General features: G+C 56.8%; 26 protein-coding genes. 6 read left to right on the forward strand and 20 right to left on the reverse strand.

What is annotated here, in order from left to right; genetic code table 11:
- Window positions 1-5: 5 nt before the first annotated feature.
- Complete coding sequence (locus tag RQI55_RS11245; protein WP_042618852.1) at window positions 6-1,241, forward strand: amidohydrolase family protein; 1,236 nt, start codon at window positions 6-8, stop codon at window positions 1,239-1,241.
- Window positions 1,242-1,307: 66 nt separating this feature from the next.
- On the opposite strand, the gene hydA is transcribed toward RQI55_RS11245, so the two are convergent.
- The 5 genes from hydA to RQI55_RS11270 form a co-directional block, all read right to left on the reverse strand.
- Window positions 1,308-2,732, reverse strand: coding sequence for a dihydropyrimidinase (hydA, locus tag RQI55_RS11250; protein WP_042618944.1), 1,425 nt, complete (start codon window positions 2,730-2,732; stop codon window positions 1,308-1,310).
- 29 nt (window positions 2,733-2,761) lie between these two features.
- Window positions 2,762-4,027, reverse strand: coding sequence for a cysteine desulfurase-like protein (locus RQI55_RS11255; RefSeq protein WP_042618853.1), 1,266 nt, complete (start codon window positions 4,025-4,027; stop codon window positions 2,762-2,764).
- Window positions 4,028-4,054: 27 nt separating this feature from the next.
- Entirely contained in the window at window positions 4,055-4,804 is a 750-nt protein-coding gene (locus tag RQI55_RS11260) for an amino acid ABC transporter ATP-binding protein (protein WP_042618854.1), read from the reverse strand.
- Window positions 4,804-5,475, reverse strand: a complete 672-nt coding sequence (locus RQI55_RS11265; protein WP_042618855.1) for an amino acid ABC transporter permease — start codon at window positions 5,473-5,475, stop codon at window positions 4,804-4,806. Before RQI55_RS11265 ends, RQI55_RS11260 begins: the two co-directional genes overlap by 1 nt.
- 64 nt (window positions 5,476-5,539) lie before the next feature.
- Window positions 5,540-6,337 (reverse strand): ABC transporter substrate-binding protein, encoded by a 798-nt coding sequence (locus RQI55_RS11270; RefSeq protein WP_042618856.1) that lies wholly within the window; start codon window positions 6,335-6,337, stop codon window positions 5,540-5,542.
- 154 nt (window positions 6,338-6,491) lie between these two features.
- On the opposite strand from RQI55_RS11270, the gene RQI55_RS11275 reads away from it, so the two are divergent.
- Window positions 6,492-7,187: a FadR/GntR family transcriptional regulator gene (locus tag RQI55_RS11275; protein ID WP_042618857.1), complete on the forward strand. Its 696-nt coding sequence runs from the start codon at window positions 6,492-6,494 to the stop codon at window positions 7,185-7,187.
- A gap of 98 nt (window positions 7,188-7,285) precedes the next feature.
- Here the strand turns inward: RQI55_RS11275 and RQI55_RS11280 are convergent, their stop codons facing one another.
- From RQI55_RS11280 to phnG, 12 genes are all read right to left on the reverse strand, one after another.
- A complete protein-coding gene (locus tag RQI55_RS11280; protein WP_042618858.1) occupies window positions 7,286-7,585 on the reverse strand; it encodes a hypothetical protein in 300 nt (99 codons plus the stop codon).
- 143 nt (window positions 7,586-7,728) lie between these two features.
- Entirely contained in the window at window positions 7,729-8,868 is a 1,140-nt protein-coding gene (locus RQI55_RS11285) for an alpha-D-ribose 1-methylphosphonate 5-triphosphate diphosphatase (protein WP_042618945.1), read from the reverse strand.
- Between the two features lie 48 nt (window positions 8,869-8,916).
- On the reverse strand, window positions 8,917-9,735 hold the full coding sequence (phnE, locus tag RQI55_RS11290; RefSeq protein WP_042618859.1) for a phosphonate ABC transporter, permease protein PhnE: 819 nt from the start codon (window positions 9,733-9,735) through the stop codon (window positions 8,917-8,919).
- Between the two features lie 64 nt (window positions 9,736-9,799).
- Window positions 9,800-10,798 carry a phosphonate ABC transporter substrate-binding protein gene (gene phnD / locus RQI55_RS11295; RefSeq protein WP_311272574.1) on the reverse strand — a complete coding sequence of 333 codons (999 nt, stop codon included), beginning with the start codon at window positions 10,796-10,798 and terminating at the stop codon, window positions 9,800-9,802.
- Window positions 10,799-10,822: 24 nt separating this feature from the next.
- A complete protein-coding gene (gene phnC / locus RQI55_RS11300) occupies window positions 10,823-11,665 on the reverse strand; it encodes a phosphonate ABC transporter ATP-binding protein (protein ID WP_042618861.1) in 843 nt (280 codons plus the stop codon).
- A gap of 84 nt (window positions 11,666-11,749) precedes the next feature.
- The gene (locus RQI55_RS11305) at window positions 11,750-12,364 is read right to left on the reverse strand and encodes a DapH/DapD/GlmU-related protein (protein ID WP_042618862.1); all 615 of its coding nucleotides are present in this window, start codon (window positions 12,362-12,364) and stop codon (window positions 11,750-11,752) included.
- The gene (gene phnL, locus RQI55_RS11310; protein WP_042618863.1) at window positions 12,361-13,107 is read right to left on the reverse strand and encodes a phosphonate C-P lyase system protein PhnL; all 747 of its coding nucleotides are present in this window, start codon (window positions 13,105-13,107) and stop codon (window positions 12,361-12,363) included. Before phnL ends, RQI55_RS11305 begins: the two co-directional genes overlap by 4 nt.
- Window position 13,108: 1 nt before the next feature.
- Window positions 13,109-13,882, reverse strand: a complete 774-nt coding sequence (phnK, locus tag RQI55_RS11315; RefSeq protein WP_042618864.1) for a phosphonate C-P lyase system protein PhnK — start codon at window positions 13,880-13,882, stop codon at window positions 13,109-13,111.
- Entirely contained in the window at window positions 13,879-14,760 is an 882-nt protein-coding gene (locus tag RQI55_RS11320; RefSeq protein ID WP_042618865.1) for an alpha-D-ribose 1-methylphosphonate 5-phosphate C-P-lyase PhnJ, read from the reverse strand. Before RQI55_RS11320 ends, phnK begins: the two co-directional genes overlap by 4 nt.
- Window positions 14,757-15,848: a carbon-phosphorus lyase complex subunit PhnI gene (locus tag RQI55_RS11325; protein ID WP_042618866.1), complete on the reverse strand. Its 1,092-nt coding sequence runs from the start codon at window positions 15,846-15,848 to the stop codon at window positions 14,757-14,759. Before RQI55_RS11325 ends, RQI55_RS11320 begins: the two co-directional genes overlap by 4 nt.
- Before the next feature lie 3 nt (window positions 15,849-15,851).
- Window positions 15,852-16,448, reverse strand: coding sequence for a phosphonate C-P lyase system protein PhnH (gene phnH, locus RQI55_RS11330; RefSeq protein ID WP_042618867.1), 597 nt, complete (start codon window positions 16,446-16,448; stop codon window positions 15,852-15,854).
- On the reverse strand, window positions 16,448-16,912 hold the full coding sequence (gene phnG, locus RQI55_RS11335; RefSeq protein ID WP_042618868.1) for a phosphonate C-P lyase system protein PhnG: 465 nt from the start codon (window positions 16,910-16,912) through the stop codon (window positions 16,448-16,450). The genes phnH and phnG overlap by 1 nt, the downstream gene beginning before the upstream one ends.
- A 97-nt stretch (window positions 16,913-17,009) precedes the next feature.
- Here phnG and phnF point away from each other — a divergent pair, with 97 nt between their 5' ends.
- Window positions 17,010-17,744, forward strand: a complete 735-nt coding sequence (phnF, locus tag RQI55_RS11340; RefSeq protein WP_042618869.1) for a phosphonate metabolism transcriptional regulator PhnF — start codon at window positions 17,010-17,012, stop codon at window positions 17,742-17,744.
- 18 nt (window positions 17,745-17,762) lie between these two features.
- Here the strand turns inward: phnF and RQI55_RS11345 are convergent, their stop codons facing one another.
- Window positions 17,763-18,662, reverse strand: a complete 900-nt coding sequence (locus tag RQI55_RS11345; protein ID WP_042618870.1) for a LysR family transcriptional regulator — start codon at window positions 18,660-18,662, stop codon at window positions 17,763-17,765.
- Window positions 18,663-18,782: 120 nt separating this feature from the next.
- Here RQI55_RS11345 and RQI55_RS11350 point away from each other — a divergent pair, with 120 nt between their 5' ends.
- Both RQI55_RS11350 and RQI55_RS11355 read left to right on the forward strand, forming a co-directional pair.
- A complete protein-coding gene (locus tag RQI55_RS11350) occupies window positions 18,783-19,715 on the forward strand; it encodes a VOC family protein (RefSeq protein WP_042618871.1) in 933 nt (310 codons plus the stop codon).
- Between the two features lie 87 nt (window positions 19,716-19,802).
- On the forward strand, window positions 19,803-20,507 hold the full coding sequence (locus RQI55_RS11355) for an alpha/beta hydrolase (protein WP_311272575.1): 705 nt from the start codon (window positions 19,803-19,805) through the stop codon (window positions 20,505-20,507).
- Between the two features lie 135 nt (window positions 20,508-20,642).
- Here the strand turns inward: RQI55_RS11355 and RQI55_RS11360 are convergent, their stop codons facing one another.
- Window positions 20,643-21,476 carry a helix-turn-helix domain-containing protein gene (locus tag RQI55_RS11360; protein ID WP_042618947.1) on the reverse strand — a complete coding sequence of 278 codons (834 nt, stop codon included), beginning with the start codon at window positions 21,474-21,476 and terminating at the stop codon, window positions 20,643-20,645.
- Window positions 21,477-21,762: 286 nt separating this feature from the next.
- Between RQI55_RS11360 and RQI55_RS11365 the strand changes: the two genes are divergently transcribed.
- Entirely contained in the window at window positions 21,763-22,656 is an 894-nt protein-coding gene (locus RQI55_RS11365) for an AraC family transcriptional regulator (protein ID WP_042618872.1), read from the forward strand.
- Between the two features lie 67 nt (window positions 22,657-22,723).
- Here the strand turns inward: RQI55_RS11365 and RQI55_RS11370 are convergent, their stop codons facing one another.
- Window positions 22,724-23,560, reverse strand: coding sequence for an alpha/beta fold hydrolase (locus RQI55_RS11370; RefSeq protein WP_042618948.1), 837 nt, complete (start codon window positions 23,558-23,560; stop codon window positions 22,724-22,726).
- Window positions 23,561-23,814 lie beyond the last annotated feature (254 nt).

Here is a 23,814-nt window from a genome sequence, read left to right on the forward strand (position 1 = left end):
CAGATATGCACGTCGATCTGGTCATTCGAAACGCGCAACTGGCAGATCAGCGAGGGCCGGTGGATATCGCCGTCAAGGACGGTCGCATTGCTGCGATTGGCTCAGACATCCGCTGCGATGCCATTATCGAGGACGATGTGGAGGGCAATTTTGCTTTTCCCGGCTTCGTGGATTGTCATGTCCATCTGGATAAGGCCTGCATTATGGATCGCTGTTCGATCTGCGCTGGTACTCTGGAAGAAGCCGTACGCGAAACGGCAAAAGCCAAGACTGGATTTTCTGAAGAAGACGTTTTTGAACGTGCGTCTGCTGTCGTTCGACAGGCCATCATTCATGGCACCACGCGCATGCGCACCTTTGTGGAGATAGATCCCCGCGCTGGCATGCGCTCGTTCGAAGCCATCAAGCGTGTTCGTGAGCGGTTCAAATTTGCTATAGACATCCAGATTTGCGCCTTTGCGCAGGAAGGGCTGACGCAGGAGCCAGAAACAGAGGAGATGCTGGACGAGGCGTTGCGCACCGGGGCCGATCTCATCGGCGGTTGCCCCTATACCGACCCTCGACCGGAAGAGCACATCAAGCGGATATTCGCGCTAGCTCGAAAGCATGATGTCGATGTGGATTTCCATCTGGACTTCAGCCTCGATCCGAAAAAGACAGACCTGCCAGCGGTCATCGAGGCCACATATGCAAACGGCTACGGGGGCCGGGTCACTATCGGCCACGTCACCAACCTCTCCGCGCTTGATCCGCCAGTACGTTCAATGATCGCACGCAAGATTGCCGCTGCCGGAATTGCCTTCACGGTTCTGCCGGCCACGGATCTTTTTCTGATGGGACGCGATCAGCAGTTCAACATCCCGCGCGGCGTTACGCCTGCGCATCTCTTGCTGAAAGAGGGAGTGGAGGCTGCCATTGCCACCAACAACATCCTCAATCCCTTCACCCCATTCGGAGATGCCTCGTTGGGGCGGATGGCCAATCTCTATGCCAACGTCATGCAGCTTTCCCGCGATGAGGATATAGACGCCGTTTTCCAAATGGTCGGCGCGTATGCGGCGAAGATTAAGCGAATACCCTACGGATTGTCTGTCGGCGCGGTGGCCGACGTCGTCATCCTTGACGCCCGGGACCACCGCAGCGCCATCCGATCAGGGGCGCAGACCTTGGCTGGCTGGAAAGCCGGACGCAAAACCTTCGTCCGTCCAAGGCCGCAACTTTTTGAAAAGAATGCCGGGTAGCAGAATTGCTTGCATCGACTTGATGCCGGGCAATTCGCGATCCTCGGACCACGTGCTTTTTCGAACTCAGATCAGTGCTTGAGAACGCTGGCGAGTTAGCGATGATCGCTCCCGCGGCAGATAGTTCCCCTTTGGGGTCGGGCCAATAAAATTCCCGTCATCCACGATCGTCTTGCCGCGCAACAGCATGCGTATCGGCCAGCCACGGATATCGAGCCCTTCATACGGCGTATAATCTGCGCCATGGTGCAGCATGTCGTTGGTGAGGGTGACGCGTTTGTTCGGGTCCCACAATGCGATATCGGCATCTGCACCGACAGCGATGGTGCCCTTGCGTGGATAGAGGCCGTAAAGTTTGGCGTGATTGGTGGAGGTGATCGCAACGAACTGGTTGAGGTCGATCCGGCCTTTCATAACGCCTTCGGAAAACAGGATTGGCAAGCGTGTGGCAACGCCGGGAATGCCATTCGGAATCCAGCGGAAATGGCGCTTGCCCTTCTCGTTCAGTTTTCCTTCCGGGTCATCGAAACGAAACGGGCAATGATCGGATGAGAACAGATCGAACACACCCTGTTCGATGCCTTCCCAGCAGGCGTCCTGGCTGGCCTTGTCGCGCGGGGGAGGTGAGCAGACATATTTTGCGCCTTCCATCTCGCTCTGGTCGAGATCGTCCGCGGTCAGCATCAGATATTGTGGGCAGGTTTCTCCGACAATTTTCTGGCCGCGTTGGCGTGCTCGACGGATTTCTTCCATGGCCTCGCGGTTGGAGATGTGAACAATGACGATAGGCACATCGACGATTTCGGCAAGCGACAGTGCTCTGTGCGTTGCCTCCCGTTCGGCGGCGATGGGGCGTGTCGTGGCGTGGTATTTCGGTTCGAACTTGCCGTCTTCCTCGTGACGCCCGATGAGGTAGCGAATGGCATCCTCGTTTTCGCAATGGACCATCACCAGAGCGCCGGTGCGCCGAGCCGTATCCAGCGTCGCGAGAATCTCGTCATCGCGAAGCCGCAAGCCTTCGTAGGTCATAAAAACCTTCAGCGAGGTGTAGCCATCCTCCACCAGTGCTGGAAGTTCCTGTCCCAGCACTTCTGCAGTCGGATCTGTAATGACAAGGTGGAAGGACACGTCGACATGGCAGTTGCCATCAGCTTTTGCATGATAGACCTTCAGCGCTTCGCGCAGAGACTGCCCCTTTTCCTGCATGCAGAAGGCAAGAACGGTACTGTTTCCGCCGATGGCCGCCGAGCGGGTGCCGCGGTCGAAATCATCTGCCATGACGATGCCGTCGCCAGACGGCTGGTCGAGATGGACATGGCTATCTATGCCGCCGGGCAGGACGAAAAGACCAGTGGCATCGATCACCTCGTCGGCATCGGTCAGCTCAGCGGCGAGCGCTGCAATCCGCCCATCCTTGATACCGACATCGCTGACGAAGGTGTCGCTTGCCGTCACCACGGTTCCGTGCTTGATTACCGTATCGAAACGCATCATTCCATGTTCCCTATGCTTTTCACCGCTCAACTTGCTTTCGCAAATCCCGCATCGCTTGCCAGAATATGGTCGAGTGCAGCCGTAAAGCGATCAACCTCTTCCAGCGTGTTGTAATGCACCATCGACACCCGTAGCATACCGCCATGGTCGGTAAGTTCGAGATATTCGGCAAGCCGTCTCGAATGAAAATCGCCAAAGCGCATGGCGATGTGCTCGCCGTCCATCGCCTTGCAAAGCTCACCTGCCTCGCGACCATCGATACGGAACGCAATCGTCGGCACACGGGTATCACCAAGGTTAGATATTTGACCGACGATCCGGCAATCGTTGCGGGAGCGCAGATAGCTCAGCAGCCGCTCGGTCAACAGATTTTCCTGTGCCGTAATGGCTGAAAAGGCGGCTTCAATTTTTTGGCGCACCGTGCCGGTCTCCCCCGCCTGCTCACCCAGTGCAGTCAGGTAATCGACGATACCGCAGGTGGAATAGGCTAGCTCATAATTGGGGTTGCCCGGTTCCAGCTTGCCCGGGACTTTGTCCTTGCCGTAAAAATAATGGTAGAGCGTATCAAGCTCGAGCAGCAGGTCGTACCTGCCATACATCAGCGCGTAATGCGGACCGTAGGTCTTGTAGAGACTGAAGACATAATAATCGACGTCAAAGGCCTGCACATCCACGGCGCGGTGGGGCGCATAGGCCACGGCATCGACGCAAATCTTTGCCCCGCGCGCATGCACGAAATCGGCTATCTCGCGGATTGGATTGATAGAGCCAAGAATGTTTGAGACATGGGTAACGCAAACCATCCTGGTCCGTTCGCTCATCAGGGGCTGAAGGTCAGCGAGATCAAGCGTCAGGGTTTCCTTGTTCAGTGGCCAGAATTTCAGCACTATGCCCGCATCCTGCAACCGGTCCCAGGGTCCGATGTTGGATTCGTGGTCGCTGACGGTGACGATGATTTCGTCGCCTGCTGACAATTGGCTCTGCATGGCGCGGGCAAGATTTTGCAGCAAGGCGGTGGTTGAGTTGCCAAACACGATCTCTTCTGGTCTCGATGCATTGACCAGATGCATGGCGGCTGTGCGCGCCTCATAAAGCGCGCTGGCTGCACTTTGTGAGACCTCATAAGAGCCGCCGATCTGAACGTTCTTTTCGATGAGAAACGTATTGATGCGCTCCAGCGCGCCCTTGAGAATTTGCGATCCGCCCGCATTGTCGAAAAAGGTCCAGCCGCGTGAAAGCCCTGGAAACTGGCTTCGCACATAATCGAGGTTAAGCGGTGAAGTGGTGGTCATTCCTGGTGTCTCCCGAATGTTTTTTATTCAATGATTGAGGACGGCGCGAAGGAAGCCGCGCGTTCTCGCCTCTTGTGGGTTATCGAAAATCTCCGCCGGCGTGCCTTCCTCCACCAACCTGCCGCCATCCATGAAAATGACGCGGTCGGCGACCTGACGGGCAAAACCCATTTCGTGGGTCACGATCACCATGGTGACGCCTGTGCCAGCCAGCTTGCGCATGACATCCAGCACCTCGCCCACCATCTCCGGGTCAAGCGCCGATGTTGGCTCATCGAACAGGAGAACGCGTGGTTCCATGGCAAGAGCGCGGGCAATTGCGACACGTTGCTGCTGACCACCTGAGAGATGGCCGGGAAACTTCCCTGCCTGCTCTGAAATGCCGACGCGGGCCAGTAGCTCACGTGCCTTGCGCTCTGCTTCGGCTTCAGGAGTTTTGCGTACCCGCATGGGCGCAATCATGACGTTTTTCAGAACAGTCATATGCGGGAAGAGGTTGAAGGATTGGAAAACCATGCCGACCTCTGCGCGCACCTTTGCGAGCGCTGGTCCGGGAGCAACGCGAGTACCATCCACGGTGATCGTACTTTCAGGCGCAAAGGCTTCAAGATGGTTGATGCAGCGTATGAGCGTCGACTTGCCGGAACCGGAGGGGCCGATGACGCAGACGACTTCCCCTTCTGCCACATCGAGATCGATGCCGTGCAGCACGGTGAATGTGCCATAGGCCTTTGTCAGCCCGCGGATGGAAATGAGGGGGACACTTTGTTTTTCCATCAACGCTTCCCCCGGCTGAAGTGCTTTTCAAGACGTGCCACGATGGCAACCATGGGCCAGAGAAGCGCTATATAAATGAGTGCAGCGCCGATCAGCGGGGTTGGGTTTGCGTTGAGTGCCTGCGCTTGCGTTGCCTGTTTCAACAGGTCCGGCATGGCAACCACCGAGGCAAGGGCTGTGTCCTTCATGACGTTGATGCAGTTGTTGGTCAGCGGAGGGATGACGATGCGGATAGCCTGCGGCAGAATGATATCCACCATGGTGTTGCGGTTGGAGAGGCCAAGGGCTGCGGATGCCTCGAATTGCCCATGGGGTACCGCCTCGATGCCCGCGCGAAAGATTTCTGCCGTATAGGCCGCAGAAACAAGCGACAATGCGGTAACCGCTGACAGAAATGGTGACAGCCTGATGCCGACAAAGGGCAGCGCATAGTAAACGACAATCAACAGCACCAGCAGCGGGATCGACCGGAAAATGTCGATGTAGATGCGGATCAGCAGTTTAAAGAACGCTGGAGCATAAAGCCGTGCCACCGCCAGGAACAGGCCGCCGATAAGGCCGCAAAGGATGCTGGTGACGCCGATCTGGATTGTGACAAGCAGACCCCAAAGCAGCTGCGGCAGGCTGTTGAGAAATACGGGAACATTGAAGAAGGTATTGATGAGGTTCATGCCAAGGAGGCTCCCTTTCAAATCTGGCGGGACGCGATGGGTCCCGCCAGATGCGGTTCAAGCCTTACTTGGCTTTCGGCATGTCAAGAACAGCGACGGTCGATGTCGTATCCTCGGCCTTTGCGCCAAACCATGTCTCATGCAGCTTGGCGATGAAGCCTTCGCCCTTCAGCGTGGTGATGACCTTGTTGACTTCGGTGGCTAAAGGATCGCCCTTGTTGAACATGATCGAGTACTTTTCGCCGGTCGGAATGCGCTCGACAACCTTCAGCTCCGGCTTGTCCTTGGCGTAGTAGAGAAGGGCGGGAATATCAGAAATATAGCCATCGACGCGTCCGGCGACGAGATCGAGCATGGCGGGCTGCAAGCCTTCGAACTTGCGGATTTCACCCAGCTTGTATTCGGCTTTATGGGCTTCGGCCCACATGTCACCGGTCGATCCCGTATCGACGCCGACGACCTTGCCGCTCATGCCCTTGAGACCCGTGATGCCGGAGGCGGCTGTGACAGTCAAAGACTGGTCGCTGTCATAATAGGGCTGCGCGAAGGTAACGGATGCGAGGCGTTTTTCGGTGATGGTGATCGATGAAATGGCCATGTTGATCCGGCCGGACTGGACAGCGGGAAACAGACCGTTGAACGGTGTGTTGACGAACTCAACCGACTTTCCGAGGCGCTTGGCGATCTCGTTGACCAGATCGACTTCGAAGCCGGTGACCTTGCCACTGGCATCTTCGAATTCCCATGGAACGTTGCCGATATTGGCCCCGACGGTCAAATCGGCGGCCTGAACGTTGAACACGCCAAGCGCTGATACCAGCCCGGCTAGAAGTGTGCTTTTGATGCGCGAAACGTGATGCATTGGAGAACCCCTTGTTTTATGTTTTAAGCCAATCTACGTTGGTCTAACTGGTCAGACCAGTCCGACCAAACAAGCATGTGCTTTTATGCTTTGCAAGATGCGTCTTGAAAAATATATCGAAAGGCCGAGGTGGCTTTAGGGAAACAGGGATCGAATGCTCAACAAGACGCTAGTGCCGCAATCGGTAGCCCGCGAAATCCAGGCCATGATACAGGCTGGGCAACTGAAGGCTGGGGAAAAGATCCCGTCACAGCGCGAGTTCTCCCAAAAATTTGGCATTAGCCGGGCGTCTCTGAGAGAAGCGCTGCTCACCCTGGAAACTTTAGGCCTGCTGAAAACGGAAGCCGGACGCGGGACATTCGTTGCTGCGGCTGATGGAACCGCAGGACAGGCGGGGCACATGGCGCCATGGCGTTATTCTGAAAGCTATTCCGTGTTCGATGTTTTCCAGACCCGTATCCTGCTGGAGGGTGAGATCGCGCGTCTCTCCGCTGGACGTCTTTCACAAACGCAATTGGAAAAGATGGAAAAGGCAACCAAGACCATGGAGGATTGCTGGGCCAATCAAGACCTGCTCGCCAATGTCGATGCCGATCTGGAGTTTCATGGCACCATCGTCTCGGCCTGCTCCAACACCATGCTGAAAGCGCTTTACCAGACCGTACGGGATCAGGTTACCGAAACCCAGCGCCAGCCAATCCCGATCACTGATCCGGAAAGAATGCGCCAATCCATTGCAGAACACCGCCGTATCATCGCTGCCCTGAGAGCAAATGATGGCGCTTTGGCCCGCAGTGAAATGGAAGCGCATATCCAAAACACGGCGCGCTGTGCTGGATTGCAGCCCTAGGCTGCTCATCTACAGTGGCGGCGATCAAAGGGATCACGAACGGTTTGGGTCCTGCTGCCAAATCGCAAAGGCCAGTCGCGCCTGGGCGAGCTCCGATGCTACCCTGCGCTCACTATCTTATACCGGTCTATCCGACCTCCAAGTGCGCCAATAACGGCTTGCAAGAATTCGTGCCGCCGGGGGTTGGATGTTGCCGCCAGTGTTATTTCCAGCCGCTCATGAATCTTGCTCATGAACCCAACATGGTCAAAACTGTGAGCGGCAATGTTCACCTCGACCTCCTCCATGTAATGAGAAAGGTGCGGGCCTAGCTCAAGGTTTGAATCCGTTTGGAAATGAGCCGCCATTCGCTCTGCAAGTGTTGCCATTTGGGCGTGGGGACCATACGTTTCGCTCATTCCATCTCCTTTTCTAACCTGACCAGATTACATAGGCACGGTTAGTTTTAAGCACGAGATGTTTTCTCTTCTATCGCGAAAACGTTATCTTTGCCCGGCCAGATGCCAGCACTTTTTTACCGGGCAATAAGATACCTTTTCGTTCAGGCGACACGCATTCCCTCCCGCCAGACGCCAGCGATGAACGGTGGCAGTCCTGTTGTTGTCCGCACCCTGACCAAATCAGCGCGGCGTCCAATCTCTATCCGCCCACGGTCATGCAGCTTTGCCGCATCGGCCGGGTTGGCCGAGATGAGCCGGATGGCGTGAGGAAGGGCGATGATCTGTTTCTCTGCGAGCAGAAATGCCGCCTGAACCAGGCTGAACGGGACGTAGTCGGAGGAGAGGATATCCAGCGCACCATGGCTGAGAAGATCGAGGGCCGAGACGTTGCCGGAGTGAGAGCCGCCGCGAACAACATTTGGGGCACCCATCAGGATCTGAAGCCCAGCCTGACGGGAAAGTTCGGCAGCAATGACCGTGGTTGGAAATTCTGCCATCGATATGCCGAGTTCAATACCCTCGGCAACGTGCTCGGCGGTCGCGTCGTCATGCGAGGCGATAGAAATGCCGGCCGCGTGGCAACGATCTGCGATCAGTTTCCGGTTTTTTACGGAATTGGCCTCGGATTCTGCAATTCGCCTTTCACTAAAGGCTTTGAAGGCTTCGTCAGAAAGCTTCTTCTTGCCCTGATAATAGATGCGATACGCGTCAAGGCTGACAAACTGGCGCTGGCCGGGTGCGTGGTCCATCAAAGAGGCGAGGCGTATGCGGTTGTTTCCGCTCATCTCATCAAAATGTTCGACCACATCTGGCACCGAGACTTCACAACGCAGGTGGATGAAATGTTCGGCACGCAGCCTGTTGGCAGCGCTGGCGGTGGAAATGGTCCGCGCCATCGCTGACATTTCGGGTGCCCCAAGTTCAGTATCGCCATCCATTCCGACGCGCAGCGCATCGAAAACGGTGGTGATGCCGGATGTGGCGATCTGCCCGTCATGAGCCTGAAGAGCCGCATCCATGTTCCACCGCACTTTCGGGCGTGGTTGGAAATGGGTTTCAAGATGGTCGGTATGAAGTTCCACGCAACCAGGCATGATGGTGTCGCCGCCAAGATCGATGCCGGAAACCGAGGAGCCGGTGGCGATGTCTGCAATCTTGCCATCACGGACAACAAGCGTGCCCTGTACTATCTCGTCATGAAGAATGATGGAGCCGTTTGTGAAGGTGAGTTCAGATGTCATTGGTGGGATCATTCTTGTTTTGGAAGGGGTTCGTCTTGGCCAACAGGGTCAGATAACGAGCTTGCGGAGTTGCTGCGAAATGAGGTCCATCACCGTCACTGTCAGCACGATGATAATGATGATTGCCGAGGCCTGCGGGTAATAGAAACCACGGATCGTTTCGAACAGGATCTGGCCAATGCCACCGGCGCCGATGAGGCCGAGGACGGTGGCTGATCGAATGTTGGATTCAAGCCGGTACAATGAAAACGAGATCCAGAGCGGCAGCACCTGCGGAATGACGCCAAAGATGACCTGCTGAATGCGGGATGCGCCCGTCGTGCGGATAGCCTCGACCGGACGTGGGTCAATCGCTTCCACCGCTTCGGAAAACAGTTTGGCGAGAATGCCAGTTGTGTGGATGAACAGGGCCATCACGCCTGCAAACGGTCCAAGACCGACAGCGACGACGAAGAGGACGGCGAACACGACTTCATGGATGGCGCGGAACATGTCCATCAGTCGGCGGACGGGCTGATTGACCCACCATGGCGCCATGTTATGCGCTGAGAGAATACCAAGTGGGACAGACAGGATGACCGAGAGGAACGTACCCCAAAGCGCGATCTGGACGGTGACGAGCATTTCCTCGAGATAATATTGCCATGTCTTGAAATCTGGCCTGAGAAAATCCTTGGCGTAGTCCGCCATGTTGCCGCTGTCAGTAAACAGGTAAGTCCAGCGGCTCATCTCTGCGGGTCCCCAGCTGAAAGCCAGCGCCGCCAGGATACCAAGCGTCAGTAACCCGTTCCGCATGCCGCCCTGCCGCTTCGCATGGGACATGGCTGGTTTGGCGGTGGTGTTCGCCGAAAGGATTGTTTCGCTCATCGTTACGGTCCAAGTTTCGGAAAAAGGGGCGGATACAAGATCCGCCCGTCAATGATCGGTGCAATCAGCTCTTGGAAGCCAATGCGAGTTCGGCTTCGAACTTGGTCTTCTGCTCGGTCAAGGCCTTGATTTTGGTGGCCTTGGCATCAGCGGAAAGGGTGGCATCGGCGTCAACCTGCGAGATCGACTTCGAGAGTTCCATGACGCGGACTGGCAGAAGCTGCTTGTCGCTAGAGGCACGGAACGGTGCCCATTTCAGGCCTGCGAGGATTTTCTTTTCTGCAGCGACATCGCCTGTCGATTTGTCGGTGCCGTAGGTCATGAAGAAGTCGCGGATCTTTGTCTTGGAAGCTTCCGGAAGGTTCTTGCGCCATACAATCGGGTCAGACGGGATCAGAGGCGAGCGCCAGATTTCGCGGATTTTTGCGAAAGCTTCAGGCTTGTTTTGCTTGATCAGCGCCATATTCTCGGTGTTGTTGGCAGCAGCGTCGACCTGCTTGTTGGCAACAGCCATGGCATTGGTTTCATGGTTGGCATTGGTGACGTTCTTGAAGCACGTCTTTGGATCTATGCCCTTGGCGCCAAATACGAACGTCATTGGAACAAGGTAGCCAGACGTTGAATTGGGGTCGCCAAGGCCGAAGTTGATCGACTTGTCGCATTTCAGCAGGTCATCGATGTTCTTCAGCGGGCTGTCTGTTGGCACGATAACAACCGACCAGTAACCCGGCTCACCACTTGCGGGAACGCTCTGTACGAAAATTTCGCCATCGGCGCGGTCCACGGCTTCCATTGCAGACTTGTTGCCGTACCAGGCGATCTGAACCTTGTCGAAGCGCATGCCTTCGATGATGCCGGCGTAGTCCGAAGCAAAGAATGCCTTCACATCAAGGCCGGTCTTCTTCTTCATGTCGGCAAGAAGTGGATCCCAGTTTGTTTTGAGGTTCTGCTGGGATTCGGTGGAAATGATGCCGAAGTTGATCGTGCTTTCCTGCGCAAAGGCCGCGGAGGTCATCGTAAAGGCGACAGACATCGCCGCCATGCTTTTCAGTATCGCGTTCATGTTTGGTCTCCGGTGCTGTGTTGATCAGGCAGTCGTTAGGACCGGCTGACGTTTGACTGACCCGGTGGCGACCACCGGTGTCGATTGCTCCGCCGGGGCATCCGGCAGGACGAGTTCTTCCGAGGCCGACCCATAGAGTTCGGCAAGGAAAGCGTTGGAAAGGGCTGTTGATGGGCCATCGAAGACAATCACGCCGTCGCGCATTGCGATTGTCCGCTTGCAGTAGCGCCGGGCGTATTCGACCTGATGCAGTGACACGAGAATCGTGATGTCGTCCTGCGTGTTGATATCGGCAAGAACGTCCATGACGCGGCGTGCGGAAGATGGGTCGAGCGCCGAAATCGGCTCATCGGCAATCAGGATCTTTGCTCCCTGGACCAGGGTTCGTGCGATTGCCGCGCGCTGCTGCTGGCCGCCGGAAAGGGTCGATGAGCGTTGCGCAGCGACCTGCGGAATGCCGACGCGGGCAAGGGCCGCACGCGCCTTGTCCTTTTCGTCGCGGTTAAACAGACCAAGCGTTCCGCGCCAACGTGGAACATGGCCGAGATGGCCGACCAAGACATTGGTCAGCACCGACAACCGGCCAACAAGGTTGAACTGCTGGAAGATCACCGACACTGCGCCACGCTTGACCCGACCGGTCATGCGGCCAGCCTTTTGCGATACCGTGCCGAGAATGTCGATCTGCCCGCTCTGACCATCCGCCGTTTCAAGACCCGCTAGATGCCGGATCAGCGTGCTCTTGCCGGAACCAGATGCACCAATCAGTGCGACCATTTCACCGCGTTCCAGTGTCAGGCTAACGCCCGCAAGCGCACGAGTTGCGCCGTAATTTTTAGAAAGATTGGAAACCGTAATCGCAGTCATTGCTCGTCTCCATGGCTCGGTCGGTTCGAAGAGATTGGATGGCTTTCGATGATCGTGCAGTGACGCTTTGATGAAGTTTTTGCGTCAACCGCCGTAACGGGAAAGAAAATCTTCAGCGGAGAGTCTGCGGAAGTCTTCAAGCGCTTCGAACAGCTGGTCATGTGGCCAATCCCACCATGCAAGGTGGTCCATGCGCTCACCTACACCATCAGCAAATCTGGCTCTGATCAGCCGGGCCGGGACACCGCCGACGACGGTGTAGGGCGCGACATTACGAGACACCACGGCGCCTGCGCCAACAACGGCCCCATTGCCAATTGTGACGCCGGGAAGAAGCGTCACGCCGTGGCCGAGCCAGACATCGTGACCGATGAACACACGCTTTGCCCGCCGTTGCGCGAAGAAGTCCGTCTCGTCACCGGCACCCGGCCAGTAGTCTCCGGCCCGATAGGTAAAGTGATGAAGGCTGGCGCGATCCATCGGATGGTTGGTGGCATTGATGCGCACGCAAGCGGCAATGTTGACGAACTTGCCGATTGTCGCGCACCAAATCTGGCCGCCACGTTCGATGTAGGAATAGTCGCCAATATCGGTCTCGGAGATGCGGCATAATTCGGCGATCTCGGTGTAGATACCGAGAGTGGAGTCACTGACCTCAGCCGTGGGATGGATCAATGGCTGGATTGAGAGCTTGGTCATGCTGCGACCTTTCGGGCGGAGAATGCAGACACATCTAGAATCCGTGTCGCGACTGCGTCACGAACGGGCTGGTCGTGGAATATCCCAAGGATCGCTGTGCCCTTGGCACGCTTTTCCGCGATCATTGCCAAGACCACGTCGCGGTTTTCCGCATCCAGCGACGCTGTCGGTTCATCGAGAAGCAGGATCGGATGATCTGTTATAAACCCACGGGCGATGTTGACGCGCTGCTTCTCGCCGCCCGAAAAGGTGGCGGGCGGCAAGCCGAACAGGGTTTCGGGCAAGTTTAGCCGTGAGAGCAATGCCCCGGCTGTTTCAAGCGCCTCGTCACGCGCCACACCGCGAGACGTTAACGGTTCGGCGACGACTTCTCGCGCTGAAACACGTGGAACGGCACGCAGGAACTGGCTGACATAGCCAATGCTGCGTTTTCGCAATTCCAGCACCAGTCTCGGATCGCCGCTGCCGAGATCCTGTACTGCTAGAGACGCGCCATCCCGAACCACTATCTGGCCCTGGTCGATGGCGTAGTTGCCGTAGACCATGCGCAGGATCGAGGATTTTCCCACCCCTGACGGACCGCCGAGGACGACGCATTCGCCGCGGTGCAGATCGAAACTCACATTCCTGACGACCGGCAAGATGAGACCGTCGCGCAGATGCATGGTGAAGGATTTTGCGACGTCACGCACTGAGAGCAGCACGTTATCGTCGAGGGTTGTGGGCGGGGCGTAAAGTGTCATCTCAGCTCTCCGGGATCGAAGCGACAAGTAGCTGGGTGTAGGCATGTTGCGGATCGTCCAGCACCCTGTCGGTCAGTCCCTGTTCCACAATCCGGCCACGCTTCATGACGATCATCCGTTGCGACAGCAGACGGGCGACAGCCAGATCATGGGTAACAAGCACGACGGACAGACCGAGGTCGTTGACCAAGCCCCGCAAAAGATCGAGTACGCGGGCCTGAACCGAGACATCCAGGCCGCCGGTTGGCTCATCCATGAAGATCAGTCGGGGATGCGTGACCAGATTGCGGGCAATCTGCAGCCGCTGCCGCATGCCGCCGGAAAACTCTATTGGCTGGTCGTCGATACGGTCGGTGGCGATCTCGACGCGGGACAGCCATTCGCCAGCGGTGCGGCGAATATCGCCATAGTGCCGTTCGCCGACTGCCATCAGCCTCTCGCCGACATTGGCACCGGCGGAAACCCGCATCCGCAATCCATCAGCCGGATTCTGGTGAACGAAGCCCCAGTCGGTGCGCATCAGGAACCGGCGTTCTGCTTCGGAGAGATCGGCGAGGTCGGGGAACTCTCCGTCACGCATGCGGTATCGTACGCTTCCGGACGATCGGTCGAGACGAGCGGAGATGCAGTTCAGCAACGTGGTTTTCCCGGAACCGGATTCGCCAACGATGGCAACGACTTCTCCGGGCCAGACGTCGAACGAGATATCCGTGCAGCCGATGAAACTACCATAGCGCCGTTCGAGGTCGCGGACGGAAAGGATGGGGCCGGTCATGGCTGATCTCCGATGGATGACTGCGGCAATCCGGGTCCGTGATGACCTTCGGTCTGCCGTGTCTCGCAATGATCGGTATCGGAGCAGACGAACATACGACCACCGCGGTCGTCCGTGACCACTTCATCGAGGTACACATCGCTGGCATTGCAAAGCGCACAGGACGACGTGAATGTCTGCACGGCAAATGGATGGTCTTCAAAATCCAGGCTGACGACCTTGGTGAATGGCGGCAAAGCGTAGATACGTTTTTCACGGCCTGCACCGAACAGCTGCAATGCCGGGGAATTGTGCATTTTCGGATTGTCGAATTTCGGGATAGGCGAGGGGTCCATCACATAACGGCCTTCGACCTTGACCGGGTAGGCATAGGTCGTTGCGATATGGCCATGCTGGGCGATGTCCTCGTAAAGCTTAACCTGGATCAGACCGTATTCTTCCAGCCCATGCATGATGCGGGTTTCGGTCTCACGCGGTTCGAGAAACCGCAGCGGCTCAGGAATAGGCACCTGATAGACAAGGATCTGACCTGCCTTGAGAGGCGTTTCCGGGATGCGATGGCGGGTCTGGATAACGCTTGCCTCGGTCGTCTTTGTCGTGGTCGCAACATTTGCGGTCTTGGCGAAGAATGCGCGGATGGAGACCGCGTTGGTGGTGTCGTCCGCACCCTGGTCGATGACTTTCAGCACGTCGTCAGGCCCCAGAATGGCGGCGGTGACTTGAACGCCGCCGGTTCCCCAGCCATAGGGCATCGGCATTTCGCGCGAGGCAAAAGGGACCTGATAACCGGGAATGGCGATCGCTTTCAAAATTGCACGGCGGATCATTCGCTTGGTTTGTTCGTCGAGATAAGCAAAATTGTAAGCGGGAAGGCTCATTCCGCCGCCTCCTTCTGATGCAAGGCGTCAGCGCTTTCCTGCCGCAACATGCGCAGCAGGCCGAGTTCGGCCTGGAAATCCACGTAGTGTGGGAGCTTCAGATGCTCGACAAAGCCTGTTGCTTCGACATTATCGCAATGGGCGAGGACGAATTCCTCGTCCTGCGCAGGTGCCACGCGCTGTTCATCGAACTCGTCGGCGCGAAGGGCGCGGTCCAACAGGCTCATCGCCATTGCTTTTCGCTCAGACTGGCCGAAGACAAGGCCGTAGCCGCGGGTAAAGCGCTGGCCGTCCTCAGCCGATCCCTTGAATTGGGAGACCATTTGGCATTCCGTCACACGGATCGAGCCGATCGCCACCGCGAAACCAAGCTCTGGAATATCGATCTCGATCTCCACCAGCCCGATGCGCACTTCGCCGACGAAAGGATGGGTTCGGCCATAGCCACGCTGTGTCGAATAACCGAGCGAAAGCAGGAAACCTTCGTCGCCGCGCGCCAGCGCCTGCAGGCGCAGATCGCGACTGACTGGAAAAGCTGTCGGATCGCGTGTCAGGTCGGCGGGCTCTTTATCCGAGGGTACATCTGGTTCGATCAGGCCTTCGTCATTGAGGATGTCGGTGACGCGGGGATAGGCAACGTCACTATCGAGCGGTCGTCTGGCAGGCCGTTCCACCGGTTCGTCGCCTGCCATGGCCGGATCGATCAGGCGGTGTGTGTAGTCAAAGGTGGGGCCGAGCAACTGGCCTCCGGGGACATCTTTGTAGGTTGCAGACACACGCCGTTCGATCTGCATTGCGCCGGTATCGAGTGGTTTGGAATAGCCAAAACGGGGCAGAGTTGTACGATAGGCGCGTAGAAGGAAGATCGCCTCAATCAGATCACCACGCGATTGGCGCACGGCCATGGCGGCAAGATCAGGATCGTAGAGAGAGCCTTCGGCCATGACCCGGTCGACAGTGAGCGACAATTGTCCGGCTATCTGCTCGAGGGTCAGGGCCGGGATGTCGCGTTCTCCGCGGCGGCGGTCGGCCAGCAGCTTATGAGCCTTATCGATTGCGGCTTCGCCGCCCTTTACGGCTACATACATGCCTCAAGCCTCCCGGATGCGCGTCGTGCGCGGCAAGGCGACTGCCTTTGCATCGCAGACAAGAATGACGTCGAAGCCGAGCGGATATGACGCTGCATTGGTCTTCATCACCTCGGTGAACCTTTCCGGCAAACCACTCGGTGCGATTTCGCAGATGGTTTCGATGCCGGGGCCGGAGAGTTGGAGAGTTGCCCCGCCGACAAGAGATTGGACGGGTAGCAGCAACGTTGCAGAGCGGTCGGGATAAGCCATCGTTCCACGGGGAAAAGCCTGCCACCGCGTCGTGTCGCTCATCTCCGACAGGACGACGAAACTGGCTTTTCCGGCGTCCGGAGCAATCACCGCGCCGGTCTGAAAAGTCAGCCAGGCTGCAGCTTCCCGCACATCACTCGAGGCCTCGAACCAGACCGGCGTATCATAATCGGCAAGCGTCAGCAGAATTGCCGATGCGGCAGAATTCAGCGGGTAAGGTCCAGTAGCACGTAAGCCGAGATCGACCATCGTGCCCGGACGAGACATTGCATCCATCACGGCGCGGAAAATATCCTGTGAGGCAAACACCGGATCGGCAAAGCCGCCGTCGAAAACTGCATCCTGCATCAATCTTCTCCTCGTGCGACGGTGAAGAAGTCGACTCTGGTGGCCTCGGTTTCTTCGGCGCGGCGAAGCTTTTCAGCGTTCATCGCATCGAGTGCGGGGCGGACGATCTTGCTGTCGATCTGCTCAACCCAATCCGGTATCTGCCGCAATGCATCTAGATGAGCGACGATGCGAGCTTTGCGCTCGTCCCTGCCAAGGATGATCGAATGCCCAATCTCTCCGCTTGCAAGCTTGACCGTTGCACGGGTGACGCTGGCCTCGCCAAGGTTAAATGCAGCGCCTCCGCCACCAACCTTGCCGCGGATCATGACGGCACCGATTTCCGGGCCGCGAACTGGAACTGCAGCCGGCAGCGTCGGCTCCAGCGCCTCATACTGTTCGGCAAGAATGTCTGCCGATGCCGCGGCCAGCATGCCCAGCGCGTTCTTTCTGGAGAAGATATCGACATTATTATCGCTGATCATTGTCGCTCCGTATTTGTCTATTTGTGTAGACAACTAGTCTTGTTGACTTTATATACTGAGAACGATGACGGTCGAATGACAGCTGGAAGATATTGCGATGAACGGAACAGATGATGGCATTTCGCGCTGGCGAAGGGTTGCAGACGGGTTACGCAGCGCCATCGGCGAAGGGGCAATCAACGATCAACTGCCTCCGGAAACCGAACTTGCGGCGCAATATGGCGTCAACCGCCATACGGTGCGGCGTGCGATCGCTGCACTTTCGAGCGAGGGTTTGCTGCGCGCCGAGCGCGGACGCGGCACTTTTGTCAACGCGGTCCAGAAGCGGATCGTCTACCCGATTGGAGCCAGAGCGCGCTTTTCCGAGAACATGATGCGCCAGTCGCTGGAACCATCGGGCCGACTTATCAACGCGCAAAGAGTATCTGCGGATGCAGTTCAGGCGCGGCTTCTGGACTGTAGTGTCGGCATACCTCTGCATCGCCTCGAACATCTGGCGGTGGTCGATGGAGTGCCGATGTCGCGTTCGACTTCGTTCTTCTCAGCCGACCGTTTTCCCGGAATTATCGCGGCCTATGCAGAGACAGGTTCGATCACCAAAGCTTTGCTGCGTGAAGGGCTGGCCGATTACCGGCGACGCGAAACACGACTAACCGCTGAGCGCGCCTCTGCGCGGGACGAGGATTTTCTAAACTGCGCATCGGATAGCATCATCCTCGTCAGTCAGGCCGTGGATGTCGATCTGGAGGACAGGCCGGTGCAGAGCATTGTGACGCGGTTTCTCGCTGACCGAATGGAACTGGTTTTCTCGAATACGCCAGTGCTGTCGTGATCCTTGGATCAGGCTGCCTCAGTTCAGCATGACCATATGCGAGGCCACCTGTTCTTCGAAGAATTTTGAGAACGAGGCGATGCGGGGCGGCAGGGCCTGGTATGGCGGATAGTAGAGTGTCAGCCAGAGATCTGGTGGCGACCATCCCGGGAGAATGTGCACCAGGCGTCCGGTCTTCAGATGTTCCGAGATGTGAAAGCCCGGCAGCAATGCAACACCGGCACCATCGGCGGCCATATCGGCCAGAACTTCACCACTATTGGCGCTGAATGCCTGTCCGGCAGGGATTGTCATACTTGCCCCGCCATCTGACAAAACCCAGTTTTCCCGGCGGCTTTCGCCACTATAGGCAAGGCAATCGTCGGGCGTCAGTTCGCTCGGATGCTGCATATCGACGAACCGGCTTCCCGGTGCTGCGACCAGAATGCGTTGCACAACTCGGATCTTGCGCCAGATCGTGAACTTGTCCGACGGTTGGGATGAGATACGGATGGCCAGATCATAATCGTCATCGACGATATCCACGAGCCCATCGGACAGCGATATCTCGAAACTGATTTTCGGATGAAGCTCCCTGAAACCGGATAGGATCGGTTGCAACACAGCTTTGCCGAACCAGGTCGGCGCGCTGATCCGCAGGCGGCCCTGATCAGCCTTGTGGGCATTGCGGATATCCTTGCGGGCGCTTTCAAGCGCCTCTACCGCCGGCTGAATCTGCGCGGCGAAAACCGCGCCATCCGTTGTCAGCGATACCTGCCGGGTCGTTCGCACGAAAAGCTGGACGCCAAGGTCGTCCTCAAGGGCTGCAATTGCCCGCGTTACGGCGGCAGCCGTCATGTTGAGCTCGCGAGCGACCTGCGCAAAATTACGCTTCTCGGCAGCCAGCAGAAACGTCTTCAGAACCTTGTAATCATTCATCTCGATTATTTCAAAAAGAGCAATTCATTCGACAGCAATATTGCAATTCCGTGTCGCGATCAAGCCGGGTAGATCTTTGTTCACTGGAACAGACAGTCATCATGCAGAAGGACAAGGGCGATGATCAAGGATATCAAAGGGCTGCATCACATCACTTCCATGGCATCTGATACGCGGCAAAATAACAGGTTTTTCACCGATACGCTCGGACTTCGCCGAGTGAAAAAGACAGTCAATTTCGACGATCCAAGTGTCTATCACCTCTACTATGGCGATGAAAACGGTACGCCTGGTACGGTCATGACCTATTTTCCCTTTCCGAACATGATGCCCAAACGTCCGGGTGTCGGCGAAGTTGGTGAAACGCAATTCGCCGTTCCTAAAGGTGCTCTCGCCTTCTGGAAGGATCGCTTTGTTTCCCAGGGTGTCAGCGGGCTTTCTACCGACAGCGTGTTTGGAGCGAACCGCTTGCGGTTCAACGGTCCTGATGGTGACGGCTTCGCCTTGGTCGAAACGACAGATGACGACCGTACTGCCTGGGTCGGCGAGGGCGTGCCCGACGATGTTGCTATCAGAGGCTTTTCCGGAGCGCGCTTCAACCTCCACGAAACGGCAGCCACCCAAGAGCTTCTAGGCTTTATGGGGTATGAGCGGGCCGAGACTGAAGGCAATGTTACCCGGTTCATCATTCCCGGCGGTAATGGGGCGAATACGATCGATCTCGCCGGACTTGGGAAGACGCCATTTGCTCGGCAGGGTGCTGGCTCTGTCCATCACATCGCCTTTGCCGTTGATAACAGGGAAAAGCAGCTCCAGGTGCGCAAGGCGCTGATGGATACCGGTTATCAGGTGACCCCGGTCATCGACCGCGATTACTTCTGGGCAATCTATTTCCGAACTCCGGGCGGCATCCTCTTCGAGATCGCCACCAACGAACCGGGATTCAATCGGGATGAAGACACGGCTCACCTCGGTGAGGCACTGAAACTGCCCAGCCGCTATGAGGACTTCCGCCATGAGATCGAGGCTAATCTCGCGCCACTCGCGGCATAAACAGCGCATCTGCCCAAGCTGTCAGGAGCTTGCTCCCAGGCTTAGGGGACGAGACACACCGCATTCAAACGATCAAGGAGATCGATCATGGAATTGCATTCATCTCGTAATGCCACCGCAGTGCTTGTTCACGGTGCCTGGGCCGACGGCTCCAGCTGGCGGCGCGTCATCAGGTTGCTTCTGGAAAAGGGGATCGACGTTGTCGCGGTCCAGAACCCGACCACCTCGCTGGCCGATGACGTTGCTGCCACGCAACTCGTGCTCGATGCAATCAAGGGACCGGTAGTCCTTGTCGGTCATAGCTGGGGTGGAACGGTTATTACGCAAGCAGGTAACAGTCCGAACGTCAAAGCCTTGGTCTATGTTGCGGCGTTCGCCCCCGACGTGGGGCAGTCGACCGGCGATCAAGTGGACGCGCATGAAGCACCTCCAGGTTTGAGCGGTGTGACCGACATTGGAAACGGCAAGCTTATAATGAGTGTGGAAAGCTGGATCGGCAACGTCGCCCAAGATCTTCCTGAGAGCGAGGCAAGGCTCCTTGCCGCTGTGCAGACGCCGCTTGGAGTTTCAACGTTCAGTGACACAGTGAGCCAAGCGGCGTGGTTAGACAGACCCACCTACTACGTCGTTTCCAGTGAAGACCGTGCAGTAAACGTTGAGTTGCAACGTGCACTCGCCGTGAAAATGGAAGCAAAGACAATCGAGCTTGAGGCTAGCCACATGTCTTTGCTGTCAGCACCTGCGGATGTGGCCGAGGTCATTTACGACGCGGTGATTACCGCGTCCGTTTAGCGGCAATGTGCGCGTCAACGTTGCCTGATGGTTTTACCAGACAGAGATCACATCAGGACGGCCCCTCTGCACCGTCGCGCACGTTTAGTCGTATGCGGCGGTCGCGGTGGGGTAAAACTTCATTGTAGGAAAAAATCAAATACTGCGTCGCCAAGTGCCGGGCGTTGTCCCGACAAGAGCCGAGAACACGCGTGTGAAGTGGCTCTGATCCGCAAATCCACAGGCCACGGCAATCTCCGCGAGAGGCGCACTGGACGTTTTTATCAGGTGCCGGGCGCGATCGACGCGTTGGTTCAGGAGCCATTGATAGGGCGTCACGCCTGTGGCTTCGCGGAAAGCACGGATGAAATAGCCGCGCGACAGGTTGCAGGCCTGCGCAACGTCAGCAATCGAAACATCTCCTTCAAGATGCTCAAGCAGAATGGATTTTGCCAGTTGCTCTTGCGCGCGGGAAAGCACCGGCGTTCGCACAGGAGCGGGTACAGGCCGTCCGCCGTAACGCTGAACCAGATAGGTGCCGATCGCCGTCGTCATCTGATCAACGAAAAGAGCGTTGGCCTCTTCGGGTCGCTGGAGGGCAGGAACCAGCGCGCGCGCCAGATTTGTCAGAACGATATCCTTGCCAGCCGTCGCCGGTAGCAGCATATTCACCCCGCCCACGTCAGCATCATCAGCGATCTTTGCCAGTGAAGAAGGCGATATCTGAAACAGCATGAAATCGAACGGCGTGCAAAGATCAGCTTTGTAGTCATCCGCCAGGTTACGGATATAAAATGCGTTTTCGAAAAAGTCGTGGCTGGTCGCGTGGTGCTCTTGAAAAATACGCCGCTGATGACCTGCGCGTAACGACACGCCGACCAGAAACCCCTGATCGCTTCCAGATGTGCTGACCTGATCGAGTTGGGAGGAGCGCGTTGCCTTGCGGAAAATATCCATGTCCGGCGATGACAGGTTTTGGTTCGTCGCCAATTGGGTCAACGTGCAGCCGAATTTGTCCGCAGCTTTGACTGGGGTATAAAGGCTTGCATTTCCGGGGCCAGTCATCATGAAACCTAGCTCCCTTATCTGCGACGAACGCAGTTTACCCATAAATTATGCTGGTCGCTTGACGTAAAGTTTAGCGACCAATCGATCTTGAAAAAGCGCTTTTGTACAATATAGCGTGAAAATTAGCGTGTAGGAAACTGCAATATATGGCCCCCGATTACGGCTACAGCGCAATTCATGCCAGCACTATACAGATGTGAGTAAATGGTTGAAAGTCAATGAAAAAATCGCGGCCAGCTTTGGTGTCGATGCAGCAAGGGCATTCGTAGTCAAGCCGCTGGGGGGAGCGCAACTCACCATCGTGCATATTGTGAGTTGCTACGAACACGGCAACAGCCGGGTTGTCCTCGCACCTGATGATGCGTTTATGGTTATGCTCTATCTTGGAGATGCCCGACATTGCGACATTGCGTCTGATGGTAGCTTGGGTGCGATCAAGACCTATTCAAACGGCTCGATCTGTCTGGTGAGTTTGGCGAAGGGTGCGGCCATTTCCATAGACGGCACACTTGATGTGCTCGTTTTTCACATCCCTGCGTCGCATCTTGCCGAGCTTGCAGAGGAAGCGGGTGAACCACGGATCGATGATTTTATGATCTGTCGGGGTCTGCACGATCAGGTCATCCGCAACATGGGTGCGGCGTTGATGCCATTGTTTGACATGCCGGATCAGGCACGAGACATGCTTGTTCCCCACATTGGCCTCGCATTTATGGCTCACCTTGCCCACAGATACGGACTGTCGCCTGCGCAAAACCTGTCTGCGTCCGGTCGGCTTACACCCCTGCAGGAAAAACGTATCAAGACCTATATCAACACCAACCTGTCCCGCGAGATCAGCCTCGCGGACATATCGATGGCAAGCGGCTTTTCGGTAGAGGATTTGGCATACGGTTTTGAACAAACGACTGGTTACCGTGTTAGCGAATGGTTGCTCGAAACCCGGATCGCAAGGGCCAAGTCCTATCTTGTCAAAACGGCAGAAACCATTGGCGCGGTGGCGCAGGTTTGCGGTTTTAAAGATCAGATTGCATTTGTTGAAAGCTTCACGCGGGTCACCGGTGTTGCGCCAAGCGAATGGCGCTTGCGTAACCGGCACTAGCCGGCGTGATGCCGACAGCGGGTTGGCCATCGGCATCAGCATTTTTTAGTCGGTCAACGGGGGCGTCTCAGCCCTTGATGAAGGCCAGGAGATCAGCGTTCAGCACATCGGCATTCACGGTCAGCATGCCGTGGGAGAAGCCGGGGTAGGTCTTGATCGTGCCGTTCTTCAAAAGCTTGATGGCCTTGTGGGCCGCGTCGGCAATCGGAACGATCTGGTCGTCTTCGCCATGGAGAACCAGCGTTGGAACGCTGATGGCCTTCAGATCCTCGGTCTGGTCGGTTTCCGAAAACGCCTTGATGCCATCATAATGGGCTTTCGCGCTGCCCATCATGCCCTGACGCCACCAATTCTGGATGACACCTTCGTGCACGGTCGCGCCATCCCGGTTGAAGCCATAGAACGGACCTGAGGGAACATCACGGAAGAACTGGGCGCGGTTGGCGGCAAGTGCCGAGCGGAAACCGTCAAAGACTTCCATGGGCAGACCTTCGGGGTTGCTTTCTGTCTTCAGCATCAGCGGTGGAACAGCAGAGACGAGAACAGCCTTGGCAACGCGGCCAGCGGGTTCGCCATGCTTGGCAACATAACGCGCAACTTCACCGCCACCTGTGGAATGGCCGATATGGACGGCATTTTTCAGGTCCAGATGTTCGGCCACCGCAAAGGCATCAGCGGCATAATGGTCCATATCATGCCCTTCGGATACCTGGGCTGAGCGTCCATGGCCACGGCGGTCATGGGCAACCACCCGGTAACCCTTGGAAACGAAGAACAGCATCTGCGCATCCCAATCGTCTGACGACAGCGGCCAGCCATGGTGGAATACGATTGGCTGAGCGTCCTTCGGACCCCAATCCTTGTAGAAAATGTCGACGCCGTCTGTGGTTTTAACGAAGCTCATTGTATCGTCTCCTGTCGTTGGGTTTGGATGGTTGGTAGCCTGTGCGGCATGAACTGGGCGGGTTGGAAGCAGCATCCCTGCGGTCAACACAGCGCCCGCAAGAAGGGCATCACGGCGGCTGAGGGAAAGATTGTGGTTGGCCATGACGGCTCCTTGTTCGTTCGAGGTATTTTCGTGGTCATGCGTACGTCTGTGTGAAGAGAATGCACCGAGAGAAACCGGCCAACAATTGCAACAAAAGTCTCGAATGAGTT

Origin of the sequence: Rhizobium sp. WCS2018Hpa-16 (assembly GCF_031843705.1) — a bacterium.
Lineage (GTDB): Bacteria > Pseudomonadota > Alphaproteobacteria > Rhizobiales > Rhizobiaceae > Agrobacterium > Agrobacterium tumefaciens_C.